The organism is Novosphingobium sp. GV079, assembly GCF_003058045.1.
Taxonomy (GTDB): domain Bacteria; phylum Pseudomonadota; class Alphaproteobacteria; order Sphingomonadales; family Sphingomonadaceae; genus Novosphingobium; species Novosphingobium capsulatum.
Genome location: NZ_QBUE01000006.1, coordinates 273262 through 290938 on the forward strand (window position 1 = coordinate 273262; position 17677 = coordinate 290938).

Sequence of the window (17677 nt, forward strand, 5' to 3'; positions counted from 1 at the left end):
GATCTGGCGCACCCTACTTGTTCGTCAACCTAACAATTGTTAGCGAGTGAGTCCAGCCATGCCGCACCCCAAGGTTGCGCGCGGCAATCGCCACCCTACCTTGGCTGGCATGACCCTGCCCTTCCCTGGCCGCGCGGCCGACAGCGCCCGCCTTGCCGATATCACCCGCATTCTTGCCCGCCACGGGCTCGGCTGGCTGGCGGCACGCTTCATGCCTGGCAGCGGCGCGGCAGAGACGCCCGACGGCGATCCCGCCACCACGCCGCGCCGGGTGCGCCTGGCGCTGGAAGAACTGGGCCCGGCCTGGATCAAGCTGGGGCAAATCCTGGCGACGCGCGCCGATCTTCTGCCCGCGCCATGGATCGCAGAACTGGAGCAGTTGCAAAGTCAGGCCCCCACGCTGCCCTTCCCCGCGCTGCGCCCCGATCTTGAGCAGACGCTGGGTGCACCACTGGAAACGTGCTTTGCCACGTTTGATGAAATCCCGCTGGCCGCCGCCTCGATGGCGCAGGTGCACCGGGCGACGCTGCCCGATGGCACCCCGGTCGCCGTCAAGATCCGCCGGCCCGGCATCACTGGCCCTATGCTGGCGGACCTGCGCCTGATCGCGGGTGCCGCTGCCCTGGCCGAGCGCACCAATGCCCAGGCGCGGCAGTTGCGCGCCGGAGCGATGGCGGCGGAACTCGCCGATGCCTTGCGCCAGGAACTCGATTTCACCGTGGAAGGCCGCAATGCCGACAGGCTGCGCGCCGATTTTGCGCGCAATCCGCGCGTGGTCGTGCCCACGATCCATTGGCCGCTCAGCAGCGAAAGCGTGCTGGTGATGGATTTCGTGGCCGGCGTTGCTCCCACCAGCGGACAGGCCTTGCGCGACGCCGGTATCGATCCGGCGAGCATTGCCGCGCTCGGTGCCGATGTCGTGCTGGACATGGTCCTGATCAATGGCCGCTTCCATGGCGATCCGCACCCCGGCAACCTGCGCTGCCTGCCCGGCAATGCCATTGCCCTGCTCGATCTGGGCCTGGTCGGCCAGGTTTCGCCCCGCCGGCGCGAGGAGTTCATCCGCTTTACCCAGGCGCTCGTCGCGCGCGACGATGCCGCGATGGCCGACGTTCTCACCACCTGGGATGAAAGCGGCAGCGCGCCGGCATCAGCCGTGGCCGCCGCGGCGCGCCGCCTGGTCGAAACCCACGGCGGCGAGAGCCTGCGCCTGGCGCCAATGGTTGCCGATTTCCTGCCCTTGCTGCGCGAAACCGGCATCGTCATGCCATCAGACCTGTTGCTGATCTTCAAGGCGCTGGTCACGATCGATGGCGTGCTCAGCCGCATCGAACCCGGGTTCGAACTGTCTGCCGCGCTGCGCCGGTCCACCGTGCGGCTGGTTGCCGCGCGGCTGTCGCCCGATCACTGGCAACCGATCCTGCGCGCGCTGGGGCTGGAACTGGCCCATCTCGGCAATGACGCACCGCGCCTGTTGCGCGCCGGGGTGCAGCGCTTGACCGAGCCGCCGGCGCCGATCGAACCGGCCCCGCAATGGGCCGCCCTGGTCCGTCCGCTTACGCGCGCGATCTGGGGTGCGGGGGTGCTGGTCGCCGTGGCTGTGGTGGCATCCCGCCTGATCGGGTGATCACGCCGCGCTCGGCGGCACTTCGGCAGCAGGCAACGGCATGCCGCCCTGGACCATGACCGAGCGTGTCGGCTGCGCCAGCACGATGCCGGCCGCCTCGAACTGTTCCATGATCGTCAGCAGCACGTCCTGCCGCACCGCCATCGCCGCGTTGTAATCCGGCCCCGCCAGGTAAGACCACACGTCGATGGTCAGCGCCGTGTCGGCAAAGTTGGTGAACGTGGCGCGCACGCCATCGTTGAGCACGCCATCGTGATCGAGCAGCGTCTGGCGCACGATGTCCACCGCCTCGCGGACCTTGGCGACCGGCAGGCCATAGGCGATGCCGATCGTGGGATTGAACAGGAAGCGGTCGCGCGTGGCAAAGTTCTCGATCTGCCGCGCGGCGAAATCACCGTTGGGAATGGTCACCAGGGTGCGATCGTTGGTGCGGATGCGGGTGGAACGGATGCCCACGTCCTCCACCGTGCCCGAAACATCGCCCACCTTGCAGAAATCCCCCACCTGCACCGGCTGATCGGCAATGACCGTGACACTGCCCACCAGGTTCTCGACCGTCTTTTGCGCGCCCAGCGCCAAAGCGATGCCGCCAATGCCCAGTGCCGCGATACCGGTAGTAACATTGATACCAAACGTATCAAGAACACCTACCACGGTGAAGGCCAGCAGCAACAGCTTGGCCCCGCGCCGCAGCAGGTTGACCACCGAAATCACCTGGCGTCGCTGGTGATGGCGCAGGCGCCGCGTCGCCAGTTCGGCAATCGCATCGATCAGGCGCAGCGCAAACCACACCAGCGCCACCAGGCCCACCGTGCCGCCATAGCGCAGCAGCGTCTGCCGGGCGACGATCGCCACGGGCAGGCGGTTGGCCCACATGAAGAAGATCATGATCGACAGAAACAGGCTGAGCGGTGGCAAGGCCGCTGCCAGGAAGCGATAGACCGCGCTATCCTGGAACTGCGGGATCAACCGCCGCACCACCAGCAGGATCAGCGCGGCCAGCAAACGAAACGCGGCAAAACTGGCCGCCGCCAGGCCCAGCAGCAGCGCCCAATCGCCGATCGGCGCACCGCCGACCATCCAGCTATCCGGGTTGGTGCTCGCCACCGGTGCGTCGCGCGGCACGTCGGCTTTGGCCAAAATCTGCAGGGTTTCAGGGGCAACACGCCAGACCACCACCTGGCCCTGCTGGCTGCTGGCCAGCAAGACCGGCACCTTTTGATCGCCCACGCGCATCGTGCCGACCTGCTCGCGGTTGAACGGCAGATCGTCGTTCAGATCGCCCACGGCATCGTTCGACAGGGCGCCAAACGCGCGCAGCGCACCACCCTTGTCGAGCAGCACCTGCAACCGCCGCGCCAGTTCTTCGGCGCCATTGGCCAGGCGCGGATTGTCCAGCCGCACCGACATGAAATGCGCCGCGCGCTCGTAATCGCGCCCGGCCAGGGCCTGGATCAGCCCGGCGACGGCCGATCGCGGGGTTTCGCGGCCATAAGGATCGCTGGGCGCGGCCGGACTCGATGCCGCCGCCGGCGTCAACTGCGCGTGGGCCAATGGAGCCACGCCCAGCAACAGCGCGATCAGGGCAAATCGGAACAGGCGAACGATGAGCAAAGGGCCTCCGGTATTGCTGCAGGAGCGAACGCTCCCACCCAACGTAACCGGATAGCGCGCGGTTCGGTTCCCCGGCCCGCGGCAGATACGCCCCTATTCCTCGCCCATGCGCAGCGCGGCGATGAAGGCTTCCTGCGGAATCTGCACGTTGCCGTATTCGCGCATGCGCTTCTTGCCTTCCTTCTGCTTTTCCAGAAGCTTCTTCTTGCGGCTGATGTCACCGCCATAGCACTTGGCAGTCACGTCCTTGCGCATCGCGGCAATGGTTTCGCGCGCAATCACCTTGGCGCCGATCGCGGCCTGGATCGGAATCTTGAACAGATGGCGCGGGATCAGGTCCTTCAACCGCTCGCACAGCCCGCGCCCGCGCGCATCGGCCTGGCTGTGGTGCACGATCATGCTCAAGGCGTCGACCGGCTCGTTGTTGACCAGGATGTTCATCTTGACGAGGTCGCCCTCGCGCAGGCCGATCTGCTCGTAGTCGAAGCTGGCATAGCCACGGCTGATCGACTTGAGGCGATCGTAGAAATCGAACACCACTTCGTTGAGCGGCAGTTCATAGTTCACCTGCGCGCGCCCGCCGACATAGGTCAGCCCGGTCTGGATACCACGGCGATCCTGGCACAGCTTGAGGATCGAACCGAGGTATTCGTCGGGCGTATAGATCGTCGCCTTGATCCACGGCTCTTCCATGGTGTCGATCTTCACAACATCGGGCATGTCGGCCGGGTTGTGCAGTTCCATGTGCGAGCCATCGGTCATGGTCAGACGATAGACCACCGACGGCGCCGTGGTGATAAGGTCGAGATCGTATTCGCGGCTCAGGCGCTCCTGGATGATTTCCAGGTGCAACAGGCCCAGGAACCCGCAGCGGAAACCAAAGCCCAGCGCCGCGCTGGTTTCCATTTCAAAGCTGAACGAGGCATCGTTCAGCCGCAGCTTGCCGATCGAATCGCGCAGCTTTTCAAAATCGGCGGCATCGACCGGGAACAGCCCGCAGAACACCACCGGCTGCACTTCCTTGAAGCCCGGCAGCGCTTCGCTGGCGCCGCCCTTGACCGTGGTGATCGTGTCACCGACGCGGGCCTGCGCCACTTCCTTGATCTGCGCGGTGATAAAACCGATCTCGCCCGGCCCCAGTTCGGCCAGTTGCTCGATCTTGGGCCGCATGCAACCCACGCGATCGATCAGGTGTTCGGTGCCACCGGCCATGAACTTGACCTGCAAGCCCTTCTTGATCACCCCGTCGATCACGCGCACCAAGATGACCACGCCCAGATAGGGGTCATACCAGGAATCGACCAGCATGGCCTTCAACGGCGCATTGCGATCGCCGCCCGGGGGGGGAATGCGCGCCACCACCGCGTCGAGCACTTCCTCGATGCCGATGCCGGCCTTGGCGCTCGCCAGCACGGCCTGGCTGGCGTCGATGCCGATCACTTCCTCGATCTCGTGCTTCACCTTTTCCGGCTCGGCGGCGGGCAGATCGATCTTGTTGATCACCGGCACGATCTCGTGGTCGTGCTCGATCGACTGATAGACGTTGGCCAGGGTCTGCGCTTCCACGCCCTGCGCCGCGTCCACCACCAAGAGCGCGCCTTCGCAGGCCGCCAGGCTGCGGCTGACTTCATAGGCGAAGTCGACGTGGCCGGGCGTGTCCATCAGGTTGAGCTGATAGGTCTGCCCATCCTTGCCCTTGTAATCCAGGCGCACGGTCTGTGCCTTGATGGTGATCCCGCGCTCGCGCTCGATGTCCATGTTGTCGAGCACCTGCGCGGTCATCTCGCGCTCGGCCAGGCCGCCCGTATATTGGATCAGGCGGTCGGCCAGGGTGGACTTGCCATGGTCGATGTGGGCAATGATGGAAAAATTGCGGATCAGCGCGAGGTCGGTCATGCGCCGCCGTTAGCAGGCCCGTTGCGCGCTGTCATCAGGCGCGATGGGCAGTTTCGGCGGGGGTTTTCAGGTTGGCCAACACGCCCTCCCCCAGCCCCTCCCGCAAGCGGGAGGGGAGCAAGGACGGAAGTCTCTCCCGCCTGCGAGAGGGTGCAACCCGCTAAAGCCCCTCCCGCCTGCGGGAGGGGTTTGGGGAGGGCATGTCAGGGCCCAAAGCCCCTTCACCCCACCTTGCGCTGCAGCGGCCGCTCCAGCACCGGCGCCAACGCGGGCGTGCGCACCTGGACAACGGCAATGCGGCCATCGTCATCGGCCTTGAGCGGGGCAGCAAATTCCACGCCCATGCGATCGTCGTTGCTCCAGCGGCAGGTGCCCGTGACCACGTGGCCATCGGCGAGCTGGATGCGAAACACCGTGCCTTCCGGCACATTCCACAGCCCCTCGATCAGGGCGCCGGTCATCGAGATGTTGCGCACCATGCCGTTGTATTTGTGCCCGGCGTTTTCCAGCACGACCTTGCGCAGCATCGACTGGCGGCTGGCACGGGCCGAGCGCGGCCCCTGGGCCACGGCCACCAGCCCAGTCGAAAGCCGCGCCGCAGCGTTGACCGCCGAGAGCGGCCGTTCATAGATATAGCCCTGCACATGGCTGCACCCAAGCATGCGCACCAGGTCCAGTTCGTCCAGCGTTTCCACGCCCTCTGCCGTGGTTTCCATGCCCAGCGCCTCGGCCAGGCTGACGATCGAGGCGATGATCGCGCCGTTGCGGCTGCCCGGCTGGGTTGCCCCGCGCACGAACGACTGGTCGATCTTGATCTTGTCGAACGGCGCCGAACGCAGATAGCCGAGCGAGGAATAGCCGGTGCCGAAATCGTCGAGCGCCAGGCGCACGCCGATCGATTTCAGCTGCTTGAACATCTGGTCGGTGCCCTCGTCGTTGTTGAGGAAGACGCTTTCGGTGATTTCCAGCTCCAGCCGCTCGGGCTCCACTCCGGCGTGGGCCAGGGCGGAAGTAACGATCGTGGGCAACGCCGGATTGGCAAACTGCAGGGGCGAGACGTTGACCGCCACGCGCACATCCTGCGGCCACTGCGCCAGGTCCTGGCACGCGGTGCGCAGCGCCCATTCGCCGATCGCGGCGATCAGCCCGGTATCCTCCGCAATGGGAATGAACTTGGCCGGCGAAATGAAGCCGTGCTGGGGATGGTGCCAGCGCAGCAGGGCTTCAAACCCGGTGATCCGCTCGGTCGCGGTCTGTACCACCGGCTGGTAATACAGCTCCAGCCCGCCATGGGCCACCGCATCGCGCAATTCCTCTTCCAGCTGGCGCCGCTCCTCGGCATCGCTGTGCAGGTCTGCGGCATAGAAGTGATAGCGCCCGCGCCCGCCGTCCTTGGCGGCATAGAGCGCCAGATCGGCGTTGCGAATCAGCGCCTCGCTGGTCACGCCATCATCGGGGGCAATGGCAATGCCCACCGATGCGCCGATCATCACGCGGTTGCCGTCGATGGCATAGGGCGCGGAAAGCTGTTCGATTACCTGGTTGGCAAGGTAGGCCAGATGGTCGCGCTCGATCTTGCCGGGCATGATCACCTGGAACTCGTCGCCGCCCAGGCGCCCGACGCGGCCGACATTGCCGATCACGCCTTCCAGCCGCTGCGCTACCTGCTTGAGCAGCGCATCGCCGGCCGGATGGCCCAGCGTATCGTTCACCTGCTTGAACCGGTCGAGATCGAGCAGAAACACCGCGCAGGCACGGTGCTGCACCTGCGGCGCTACCAGGATCTTTTCCAGCGTCTGCGACATGCGCAGGCGATTCGACAGGCCGGTGAGCGAATCGAATTGCGCCAGGCGCGAGGCATGCTCGGCCGAGCGGCGCTTTTCGGTCAGATCGGTGCCCGAGCCGCGAAAGCCCTGGAAATTGTTGAACGTGTCATAGGTCGGGCGGCCATTGATCTGCCACCAGCGCTCTTCCATGTCGGTTGCCGCGCGCACGGCCAGTTCGGAAAAGCTCGATCGCGCCGAAAGATGAAAGGCCAGCGTGCGCTCACCCTCGCCGGCCTGGTCGGCCAGGTTGAACAGTTCGGGAAATGGCCGGCCGATCAGTTCTTCCACGCCGCGCCCCAGGATCTGGGCGACCGGGCGCGAAAGATAGGTGATCTGGCCACGCCGATCGGTTTCCCAGAACCAGCCTTGGCCGGTTTCCTCGTAATCGGCCAGAATCTCCTGCGCGCGGGTCTGGATGCGCGTTTCGATTTCCATCTGCTCGCGCGCGCGCGCTTCGATTTCGCGCTGGCGGAAATAGGCTGCCACCGCCACGGCCAGACCAATACCCAGCGTGACCAGCCCGCCCAGGCGGTTTGCCGCACAGGCCACCCCGGCCCAGATCGCCACTTGCGCCACCAGCACGCTGGCCAGTTGCCCGCTTTCGAACACGGTGGCGAGCAGCGACACGGTTACCAGCAGGGCCAGCCCCTGCAACCACGGCACGGCGCCGATCTCGGCCCAGTGGCCCACCGCCGCGCCAAACAGAAACATCGGCATGCCTACGGCCAGCGCCATCAGCAGCATGCGCGGCGCGGTACCGACGATTCCGGCGTTTTCCACCCGCACCGCCAGCGCGCCGAGCAACGCCAGCATGACCGCGGTGATTCCCACCGACACCACGATGCCATCGGGAATCACCCCGTTAAGCAGCGCCAGCCCGGCAAGGCCCACCGCCATCGGCGCTGCGATCTGCGGCCATTCGCGCGCGATCAAACGGTTGGCCATCCGCGGGTTTGGCGCGTGGCTGGCCGGCACGCGTTCGCGCCGTCGCTGCGTGCGTGCAAAGTCACGGCGCTCCTCGCCCCGCGCTTCGATTTCGATCTGCTCTGCCCCGGATACGTCTGCCATGGTTACCCGCATGCCCGAACGGCTTTGAAAAACCGTTAAGCAGGCCTGACGAAGCGACACGAAATCTGCCCACTTTTACCTCCGTAATGAACCTGCTAGGCGGCGTGCCGGACGTGGGTGGGACTTTATCAGGGCGAACGTTGGCGGGATTGCCGGCGCACAGGCGCCATGCACCCGGCAGGAGATGACGGGATCGTGGCGAGTTTTACCGCTGATTTTTCGATGGTTGGCGTTGCCGGCCGGCGCCTGCGCCTTGGCCAGTGGCATGTCGGCGCCCAAGGTGCGCGTCCGCTGGTGCTGCTGGGCGGCATCGGCATGAACATGGAGCTGCTCGAACCGGTGGTTCGCGCCCTGCCCTGCCGCCGGATCATCAGTTTCGATATGCCGGGCATCGGCAAGTCACCCGATCCGATCATTCCCTATACCATGCCGTGTATTGCGCTCACGCTGGCCGCGCTGCTCGATCGCCTGCATCTCGATGCGGTAGACGTGCTGGGCATCAGCTGGGGCGGCGCCGTGGCGCAGCAGTTCGCGTTCCAGCATCGCGCCCGCATCGGCCGGCTGGCGCTGGCCGCCACGGCCGCCGGGGCCGCGATGGTGCCAGGCAATCCCGCGATCATGAGCCACATGGCCGATCCGCGCGAATACACCGTCGCGCGCACCCTCCAGCGCAACCTTGCCTCGCTGTACAATGGCGGTGGCCACCAGGCGGTGTCGCTCAATGCGGCCATGCCGCCCTCGCCGGTCGGCTGGGCTTGCCAGTTGGCCGCTTTTTCCACCTGGAGCAGCGCACCGTTCCTGCCGCTGCTGGCCCTGCCCACGCTGGTCATGCATGACGAGGAAGACCAGCTGATCCCGCCGGCCAATGCCCAGTTCCTGCACGGCGCCATCCCCGGCAGCCGGCTGGAAATGTTCAAGGGCGGCGGGCACTTGTTCATGCTCGCCGATCCCGAAGCCTTTGCCGCCACGCTGCGCGGATTTCTCGACGCGGCGTGACGGGCCTCTGCGCCGCGTCAGGCCGCGCGCCGCGTCGCCTTGGCCTGGTGAGGCACCAGGCCTTCCACGCGGAAATGGCCCACCAGATCGGCCATGCGATCGGCCTCTCCAGCCAGGCTGCGTGATGCCGCCGTCGCCTCTTCCACCATCGCCGCGTTCTGCTGGGTCATCAGGTCCAGTTCGTTGACCGTGGCCTGAATCTGCCGGATATTCGCGGCCTGTGCCCTGGCGCCCTCGGCAATGTTGCTGGCCACCTCGGCAATCGCGCCCACCCGGCTGACGATCCGCTCGAACGTCTCGCCAGTCTGGTCCACCAGCGTCACGCCGCGTTCCACCTGGACAGAGCTTTCGCCGATCAGCTTCTTGATATCGAGCGCCGCCTCGGCCGATCGCTGCGCCAGCGCGCGCACTTCGTTGGCCACCACGGCAAAGCCGCGCCCGGCATCACCCGCCCGCGCCGCTTCCACCCCGGCGTTGAGCGCCAGCAGGTTGGTCTGAAAGGCGATGCCATCGATCACCGCGATGATCTTGCCGATCTCGGCGGCAGAGCGGTGAATGTCGTTCATCGCCTGCACCGCTTCTTCCAGCACGCCGCCGCCCTGACGCGCGTCACCATGGGCGTCCTGCACCGCCGAATGCAGCTGGGTCGCTTCTTCGGCCGTCTTGCCCACCGTGCCCGCCAGCGTGGTGATCGAGGCCGAGGCTTCTTCGAGCGAGGCTGCCTGCTGCTCCGTCCGCCGGGCAAGATCGTCCGAAGCCTCGCGAATTTCCTTGGCGCCAGTATCGACCGCGCGCGAAGTCTGCGAGACCGCGCCCAGCGCGCCGCTCACCTTCTTGCGCATGGTTTCCAGGTCCGCTTCCAGCGCGGCATAGGCTTCGGGCAGGCCGGTCAACGCCACGGTGAAATCGCCCTCGGTCATCTTGCGCACAGTGTGGCCCACCTGGGTAACCACCGCCTGGCGCTTGGCATCTTCCGCCTGGAAATAGGCAGACAGCGCCACTTCCATGTCGAGCAGCGCCATCTTCACCAGCGTGGCCACGGCCTTGGCGCGGCGGCTCCCCAGCTTGCCCAGGCCGCGCCCCAGAAACCGCACGATCACCTCGTCCAGCACCGAGGCATAGGCACCGATATACCAGCCCGGCTCCAGCCCGATTCGCGCGTGAACATCCCCGATGCGCTGGGCGCGTTCGGCATAGGCCATGCCGGGTGTGCCGCTGAACATGCTGCCCCAATGCTCGATCTGCTTGTCCCGGGCATGGGACATGGCGGCGCGCGAGGGGAAGAAGCGCGCCGTTTCCGGCGTCAAGGCAATGCGATCATACAGCCGTTCCAGCGCCGGCGGAGCCAGGCCGTCCATGGCGCCGGCAATCTGGCCAAACCGGGCCACGTCATCACTGCTGATGTTGAAGAACGTCAGCTTGCGGTCAACGTCCTGCTGGGTAAGCGCCATGGGATCTACCTGTCTAACTCCGATGCGACAGGCATAGGCGCAGGGCGATCAAGACCGCTGAAAAGGCATATAGGGATTTGCCCGAGGTGCCGGCAGCCGCCCGCGTTGCCGAAACGCGAAAGGGGCGCGATCAGCCTGGCCGATCGCGCCCCTTTGGTATGTTGCCGGGCTGGCCTGCCCCGCGTCAGACGCGCATCGGCATCAGCACGTAGAGCGCGGGCGACTTGTCATCCTTGCGGATCAGCGTCGGCGCGCCGGCATCGGCCAGGTGCAGTTCGACCGTGTCGCCGTCGATCTGGCTGAGGATGTCCTTGAGATAGTTGGCGTTGAAGCCGATCTCGAAGCCTTGCGCGGTGTAATCTGCTGGCAATTCTTCGGCGGCGGTGCCGTTGTCCGGGCTGGTGACCGACAGCGTCACGCGGTCGGTTTCCAGCGCCATCTTCACCGCGCGGGTCTTTTCGGTGGCGATCGTCGCCACGCGGTCCACGCCTTCATAGAAGCTGCGCGGATCAAGCTTGAGCAGCTTGTCGTTGGCGGTCGGGATCACGCGGCTGTAATCGGGGAACGTGCCGTCGATCAGCTTGCTGGTCAGCACCACGCCGTGTTCGCCGCCCAGGGTAAAGCGCACCTTGCTGGCTGACAGATCGAGCAGCACGTTGGTATCGAGCACTTCTTCCAGCAGCTTGCGCAACTCGCCCACGCATTTGCGCGGCACGATCACGTCGGGCATGCCCTCGGCGCCTTCGGGCCGCGTCAGCGTGTAGCGGGCCAGGCGGTGGCCATCGGTGGCGGCGGCCTTGAGCACTTCATCGGCCACATGGAAGAAAATCCCGTTGAGGTAGTAACGGGTTTCCTCGGTGGAGATGGCAAAGCGGGTGCGGTCGATAAGTTCGGCCAGCACGCGCGCGGGAATTTCAAAGCTGGTCGGCAGGTCGCCTTCCACGATCACCGGGAAATCGTCGCGCGGCAGCGTGGGCAGCTGGAACCGGCTGCGCCCGGCCTTGACCACCATGCGGTTGTCGGTGGTTTCCAGGCTCACTTGCGAGCCATCGGGCAGCTTGCGCGCGATGTCGAACAGCAGGTGCGCCGAAACCGTGATCGCGCCCGGCCCCTCCACCGAAACCGCCGGCATCGATTCCACGATCTGCAGATCAAGGTCCGTGGCCATCAGGCGCACCGAATTGTCGGCCGAAGCCTCGATCAGCACGTTCGACAGGATGGGAATGGTGTTGCGGCGTTCGACAACCGACTGGACGTGGGACAGGCAGCGCAGAAGAGTCGCGCGTTCAATGGTCGCCTTCATTCTCGTCTCGATCCCCAGTCTCGTAACCCGGCTGCTTCAGAACCGATCTGAAACAGGCCGGACTGGACGGACAGGCGCCGTCCGGGTTGGCTGCACACCAGAAGGCCATGGAATCACAGCCAGCAGCGTTGCGTTTCGGACCACCTTTCTTAGCGTGGAGTGCCCCTTGGGCAAGGCTCCCCTTGCATGGCCCAAGTGAAACTGTGCATAAATGACCCGAAAACTCGAAAAAAATGCCGTTTCAGTCCAGATCGCGCTGCCCATCGAACATCAGGGCGGTGGCAACGATCCAGCCGGTGATCAATTGCCAGCCCTGGGATGTCACGCTGGCCGGGGGCTTGCCGGCCTTGTCCAGCGCCTCGCTCACGATGCGCAGATCGCCTGGCGTCACCTTGTCGGCCGGGTTGTTGGTATTGCCAGGCCCGATATCCAGCGCCCGGTCGATCAGCGCCGAGGCGATGCCCAGCGCCGCCAGGCGGCCATCGAGCGCGTCGCGGCCCATGCGCCCCCAGGTATAGCTGAAATAGGCATCGCGCTGCTTGTCGTTCAGCAACTGGTCGGCCGCGCAGGCATCGGTGATCGCGCGCAGATCGGCCTGCGTGGCATTGGCCGCGGGGGTGCCGGGCGTCAGGATGGCATCGGCCACCTTCTGGTCCAGCCCCTCGGGCGCAGCCTTGATCGCGCAGGCCAGCGTTTCGGGCGGGCGCGCCAAGGCTGCGGCCGGCACCGCCAGCCCAGCCGCCACCAAGGCCATCACCCACCCGCCGCGCATCAGGCGAACATCGCCATGCCGCCGTTCACGTGCAGCGTCTGCCCGGTGACGTAGCCGGCTTCCTTGCTGGCGAGATAGGCCACCGCCGCGCCGATATCCTGGCCTTCGCCCATGCGGCCCATCGGAATGCGGCCATTGAGCGCATCCTTCTGCGCATCGGGCAAAACATCGGTCATCGCGGTGCGGATGAACCCAGGCGCCACGCAGTTGACCGTGACGTTGCGGCTGGCCAGTTCCTGCGCCAGGCTCTTGGACATGCCAACAAGGCCAGCCTTGGCCGCGGCATAGTTCACCTGGCCGGGATTGCCCGTGGCACCCACCACGCTGGTGACCGAGATGATCCGGCCAAAGCGGGCCTTCATCATCGGCTTGGTGGCGCTGCGCATCAGGCGGAACGCCGCTTCCAGGTTCACGCGGATCACCGCGTCCCATTCCTCGTCCTTCATCCGCATCGTCAGATTGTCGCGCGTAATGCCGGCGTTGTTGACCAGGATGTCGATCTTGCCGAGCGTATCGAGCGCGGCAGGCACCAGCTTTTCCACCTGCTCGGCGTTAGAAAGGTCGCAGGTCACTTCCACATGGTCGTGGCCATAGGTTTCGTTCAGCTCTTCGCGAAACGCGCGCAGCTTGGCCGGGTTGGTCCCCGAAAGCGCCAGCCGCGCCCCCTGGCGGGCCAGCGCATGACTGATCGCCGAACCGATGCCACCAGCAGCGCCGGTAACCAGGGCAGTCATGCCGGTCAGGTCAAAAAGACGGTTTTCCATAATCTTGGCTCCGATTTCAATAGTTCGCGCAGAGGCGCGGAGGCGCAGAGAAGGTCAGGACTGAGGGCTATAGCTATTGACCAGCCGCCGGATACCTTCCTTCATCGTTTCGCCCGAAAAATTCAGCAACAAGCCAACCGGCAGTTTCATCAAGCGCAGATACGTCAGCACCTGCTTGGCATGTGCCGGACTGAGTTTCTCCACGGACTTGATCTCCACGATCAACCTGTCTTCGATAATCAGATCGGCCCGAAAAGCTGCCGGAAAGCGCATTCCATCGAATTCGATATCGACCGGCTTTTGCCGGTCGACCTTGTATCCACGTCGTTCCAACGCAGCTGCAAGCACGACTTCATAAACGCTTTCCAACAGTCCGGGACCGAGTTCCTTGTGAATGCGCATCGCTGCATCGACCACGGCGCCGCTGATGGAGTCGATTGCCGTCATGCACTTCCCCTCCGCGCCTCTGCGCCTCTGCGCGATTCATTTTGCCTGATCTGCTTGGCTCTCAGAGATCCTTGGCCAGGGCTTCGATGTCGGCCATGGTGATCACGCTGGTGACGAAGAGATCGGCCCCGGCCGAGCGGGTGATCATCGGTGCCAGCACCTTGCCACCCAGTTCGACGAACGCCTCGACGCCGGCGTCCTTCATCGCGATCGCGCTTTCGCGCCAGCGCACGCGGCCGGTGACTTGCTCTACCAGCAGTTGCTGCACCTGCGCGGGATCGGTGACGATGGCGGCGGTCACGTTGGCGAACAGTGGCACGCGAAAGGCCTGGGGCGGCGTGGCGGCCAGTGCCTGGGCCATGGCATCGGCGGCCGGCTGCATCAGCGGGCAGTGGAACGGGGCCGACACCGGCAGCAGCACGCCGCGCTTGATGCCGTGGTCCTTGACCAGCGCCACCGCGCGCTCGATCGCGGCCTTGTGCCCAGACAGCACGACCTGCGTGGGATCGTTGTCGTTGGCGACGGTGCAGACTTCACCCTGCGCGGCCGCTTCGGCCAGGGCAGTGGCCTTGTCGATATCGGCGCCGAGCAGCGCGCACATCGCGCCTTCGCCCACCGGCACGGCGGCCTGCATCGATTGCCCGCGCAGCTTGAGCAGGCGGGCGGTATCAGCCAGCGAAAATGCCCCGGCAGCGCACAGCGCGGTGTATTCGCCCAGGCTGTGCCCGGCCACGAAATCGGCCTTGTCGGCCAGCTGGATGCCACCTTCCTTTTCCAGCACCCGCAGCACGGCGATGGCATGGGCCATGATCGCGGGCTGGGCATTTTCCGTCAGGGTCAGCGCGTCGTCGGGGCCCTGGGTCATGATCTGGAACAGCTTCTGGCCGAGCGCGTCGTCCACTTCCTCGAACACTTCGCGCGCGGCGGTGCTGGCGGCGGCAAGCTCGGCGCCCATGCCCACCTTCTGGCTGCCCTGCCCCGGAAAAACGAATGCCCGCATTGATCGATGCCTCCTGAAAACTGGCGCGCGCCCTATTGGCCCGGCGGGGTTCCTGCAAGCCCGAACGGCACGATGCGATTATCGCCATCATGCCCGATATCCGCGCGGCCGAGGTAAGGCAGGCCAGTACGCGCGCACCAATGCCGCGCCATATCCTCTACCCCGATGCCAAAAGGTTTATCGTTTTCAGGCACCTGCGTCACACGACCGAGCCGCAGGCCGGCCACCTTCATGGCCGCCAGCCCGGCGCTGACATGAAACAGCAGGCGATCGACGGCATAGTCGTATTCGCTCACTTCTTCCACCATCACCACATGCCCGGCCAGATCAGGCATCACCGGCGTGCCCATGATCATCGACAGGGTCATGAGGTTGAACGCCGCCACAGGCTCTGCCGCCGGGATCGTCGGCTCCAGCCCGGCACTATCGCCCTGCAGCCAAGCCAGCACGCGGCGCACCGCCGCCTCGCCGCCATCGCGCCGCACATCGGCCGGCATCGGCGCATGGACCGAGCGGCCCACTTTGGCGCGATAGAGCGCGGCGAGCATCACCCCGCCATCCGAATAGCCGAGATAGGCCTTGTTCTGCGCCGCCGGTGCCAACAGGCCGATGGCGTCCTGCGCTATCCGCCCCGCGCCATAGCCGCCGCGCGCAAACCACACCGCGTCAAACCCGGGATCGTTGGCACATTCCACGAAGGCGTCGCGGCGCTGCTGGTCCGTGCCGGCAAAATGGCCGCTTTGGGCGAAACATTGCTCGTGAAAGTGGATATCAAGGCCGGCATAGTCTGCCACCAGAGCGGCAACCCGCCCGGCATCGGCGCGATCGAATGGGGCGGACGGGGCACAGACGGCAATGCGCAACATGGGCGCGGTGTTATCGCCTGCGCGGGGGTTCGTCCATCACACATGGTTACCCAAACCTTGCCCAAATACTTAGGACGCGATTTTCGGGAAAGGTTTCCGCGCCAGCCGCGTTAGAGGGCATGACGGGGCCGAACGGGCACCCTGGCAAGCCAGCTGGCCTGCCGGGCGTGGGCCGCTCCGGTGCTGTCACACCTTGCGCCTTTGACCGCATCGCGGACCAGGCGTCGGGCGAAACGGGCTTGGCCGAACCGATGCCGACGCTTGCCGTGGCACTGGCTCCGACCTTGCCCTCGCGCCCGCAAGCCTGGCCCGGAAAAGAGCCTGGCCGAACCCTGCGCCCCGTGCGCCCGGCTCCGGCCAGCCTTTTCATCCCTGCGCTGCTGCGGCCAGACGCGGCAGCGGGGCAAACCTGTCGCAGCGATCTTGCCACGCCCCCTGATTGCTGTAGTGCCCTGTGCCCATGGCCCACACTGCACCTGCGCCAGATGGCGCGCTTACCGCCCATCCCTGGTTCTTTTGCGGCATCGGCGGATCGGGCATGCTGCCTCTGGCGCTGATCCTCAAGGGCGCAGGCGCGCAGGTCGCAGGGTCTGATCGCAGCCGCGACCAGGGCCGCACGCCCGAAAAGTTCGCCTGGCTGGAAAGCCTGGGCTTTGCCTTGTTCCCGCAAGACGGCAGCGGTATCACCTCGGCCGATCAGGCGCTCGTTGCCTCGGCTGCAGTGGAAGACACCGTGCCCGAAGTGGTGCGCGCTCGCGACCTCGGCTGCCCGCGCTTCACCCGCGCGCAATTGCTCGCCCGCCTGTTTAACGCCGCGCCAATCGGCATTGCCGTGGGCGGCACCAGCGGCAAGTCCACCGTCACCGGCATGATCGGCTGGATGCTCACGGCCTTGGGCCGCGATCCCACGATCATGAATGGCGCGGTGATGAAGAACTTTGCCACGGCCGATGCGCCCTTTGCCTCGGCCCGCGTGGGCCAGGGCGGGCTGTTCGTGTCGGAAGTCGATGAAAGCGACGGCTCGATCGCGCTCTATCGCCCGCAGATCGCCGTGCTCAACAACGTCAGTCTCGATCACAAGAGTCTGGAAGAACTGCGCGATTTGTTTGGCAATTTCCTGGCCACGGCAAGCACGGCGGTGATCAATGCCGATGACGCGGAAAGCATGGCCCTGGCCCATCGCGCGCGCGCCACGGTCACCTTCGGCTTTGCCGTTACGGCGATGATCGGGGTCGTGCCCGCCAGCGTGGTGGAAAGCCCGACCAGCATCGCCGCCACCGTGGTCGACCGGCGCAGTGGTGCGCAGCACGATATCACGCTGGCCGTGCCGGGCCGGCACAACCTGGCCAATGCCCTGGCCGCTCTGGCCGCAGCCGATGCGGCGGGCCTGCCGCTGGGCGAGGCCGTGGCGGCCCTGAGCGGTTATGCCGGGCTCGCCCGCCGGTTCGACATTGTCGGCACCAGCGCCAGCGGCGTGACGGTGATTGATGATTTTGGCCACAACCCGGAAAAGGTTGCCGCCACCCTCGCAACGCTCAAGGCCCATCCCGGCCGCGTGCTCGCGCTGTTCCAGCCGCACGGCTATGGCCCGCTGCGCCAGATGGGCGCGGAACTGGCCGAAGTGCTGGCCACGCGATTGAGCGCCGAGGATCGCGTGATCCTGACCGACCCGGTCTATTTTGGCGGCACGGTGGATCGCACACAAGGGTCTGAACGCATCGTCGGCCTGGTCAACGCGCACGGCGGCCAGGCCGAACACGTGGCGGAGCGCGCCGAGGCCGGCCAGCGGCTGGCGGCCCTCGCCCGTCCGGGAGACCGGATCGTGATCATGGGCGCGCGCGACGATACGCTGTCAGCCTTTGCCCGCGACGTGCTTGGCAGCCTTACCTGATCGCATGGACCGGTGCGTGCCCCTCCCCAGCCAGGCCGGGGGGGGGCACGCGCCACATCTTAGTGCCTGATTCGGAAGTTTCTCAAGCAAGGCAATAGGTTGCGGTTCGCCGGGTGATCATTCGGATGGAAGCGATGAGGGCCCATGCGGTCGAGG

Annotated in this window: 13 protein-coding genes; 3 read left to right on the forward strand and 10 right to left on the reverse strand. The window is 65.9% G+C overall.

Annotated features, from left to right (window positions below; translation table 11 throughout):
* Window positions 1–109 precede the first annotated feature (109 nt).
* Window positions 110–1627: an AarF/ABC1/UbiB kinase family protein gene (locus C8K14_RS10945; protein ID WP_107716709.1), complete on the forward strand. Its 1518-nt coding sequence runs from the start codon at window positions 110–112 to the stop codon at window positions 1625–1627.
* Here the strand turns inward: C8K14_RS10945 and C8K14_RS10950 are convergent, their stop codons facing one another.
* From C8K14_RS10950 to C8K14_RS10960, 3 genes are all read right to left on the reverse strand, one after another.
* The gene (locus C8K14_RS10950) at window positions 1628–3241 is read right to left on the reverse strand and encodes a mechanosensitive ion channel family protein (RefSeq protein WP_107716670.1); all 1614 of its coding nucleotides are present in this window, start codon (window positions 3239–3241) and stop codon (window positions 1628–1630) included.
* A gap of 93 nt (window positions 3242–3334) precedes the next feature.
* Complete coding sequence (gene lepA, locus C8K14_RS10955; protein ID WP_107716671.1) at window positions 3335–5137, reverse strand: translation elongation factor 4; 1803 nt, start codon at window positions 5135–5137, stop codon at window positions 3335–3337.
* 221 nt (window positions 5138–5358) lie between these two features.
* Window positions 5359–8031 (reverse strand): EAL domain-containing protein, encoded by a 2673-nt coding sequence (locus C8K14_RS10960; RefSeq protein ID WP_022676412.1) that lies wholly within the window; start codon window positions 8029–8031, stop codon window positions 5359–5361.
* A gap of 195 nt (window positions 8032–8226) precedes the next feature.
* On the opposite strand from C8K14_RS10960, the gene C8K14_RS10965 reads away from it, so the two are divergent.
* The gene (locus tag C8K14_RS10965; RefSeq protein WP_233251033.1) at window positions 8227–9027 is read left to right on the forward strand and encodes an alpha/beta fold hydrolase; all 801 of its coding nucleotides are present in this window, start codon (window positions 8227–8229) and stop codon (window positions 9025–9027) included.
* Window positions 9028–9044: 17 nt separating this feature from the next.
* On the opposite strand, the gene C8K14_RS10970 is transcribed toward C8K14_RS10965, so the two are convergent.
* The 7 genes from C8K14_RS10970 to C8K14_RS11000 form a co-directional block, all read right to left on the reverse strand.
* On the reverse strand, window positions 9045–10478 hold the full coding sequence (locus C8K14_RS10970) for a globin-coupled sensor protein (protein ID WP_107716672.1): 1434 nt from the start codon (window positions 10476–10478) through the stop codon (window positions 9045–9047).
* 184 nt (window positions 10479–10662) lie between these two features.
* Window positions 10663–11781, reverse strand: coding sequence for a DNA polymerase III subunit beta (gene dnaN, locus C8K14_RS10975; RefSeq protein ID WP_054130484.1), 1119 nt, complete (start codon window positions 11779–11781; stop codon window positions 10663–10665).
* A gap of 241 nt (window positions 11782–12022) precedes the next feature.
* Window positions 12023–12553, reverse strand: coding sequence for a hypothetical protein (locus C8K14_RS10980; RefSeq protein WP_233251034.1), 531 nt, complete (start codon window positions 12551–12553; stop codon window positions 12023–12025).
* Window positions 12553–13317 carry a 3-oxoacyl-[acyl-carrier-protein] reductase gene (gene fabG, locus C8K14_RS10985; protein WP_107716673.1) on the reverse strand — a complete coding sequence of 255 codons (765 nt, stop codon included), beginning with the start codon at window positions 13315–13317 and terminating at the stop codon, window positions 12553–12555. Before fabG ends, C8K14_RS10980 begins: the two co-directional genes overlap by 1 nt.
* A 54-nt stretch (window positions 13318–13371) precedes the next feature.
* Entirely contained in the window at window positions 13372–13764 is a 393-nt protein-coding gene (locus C8K14_RS10990) for a GxxExxY protein (RefSeq protein ID WP_107716674.1), read from the reverse strand.
* Window positions 13765–13825: 61 nt separating this feature from the next.
* Entirely contained in the window at window positions 13826–14764 is a 939-nt protein-coding gene (fabD, locus tag C8K14_RS10995; RefSeq protein ID WP_107716675.1) for an ACP S-malonyltransferase, read from the reverse strand.
* A 32-nt stretch (window positions 14765–14796) separates the two neighbouring features.
* Window positions 14797–15630, reverse strand: coding sequence for an LD-carboxypeptidase (locus tag C8K14_RS11000; RefSeq protein ID WP_107716676.1), 834 nt, complete (start codon window positions 15628–15630; stop codon window positions 14797–14799).
* Between the two features lie 460 nt (window positions 15631–16090).
* Between C8K14_RS11000 and C8K14_RS11005 the strand changes: the two genes are divergently transcribed.
* On the forward strand, window positions 16091–17521 hold the full coding sequence (locus C8K14_RS11005; RefSeq protein WP_107716677.1) for a Mur ligase family protein: 1431 nt from the start codon (window positions 16091–16093) through the stop codon (window positions 17519–17521).
* Window positions 17522–17677 lie beyond the last annotated feature (156 nt).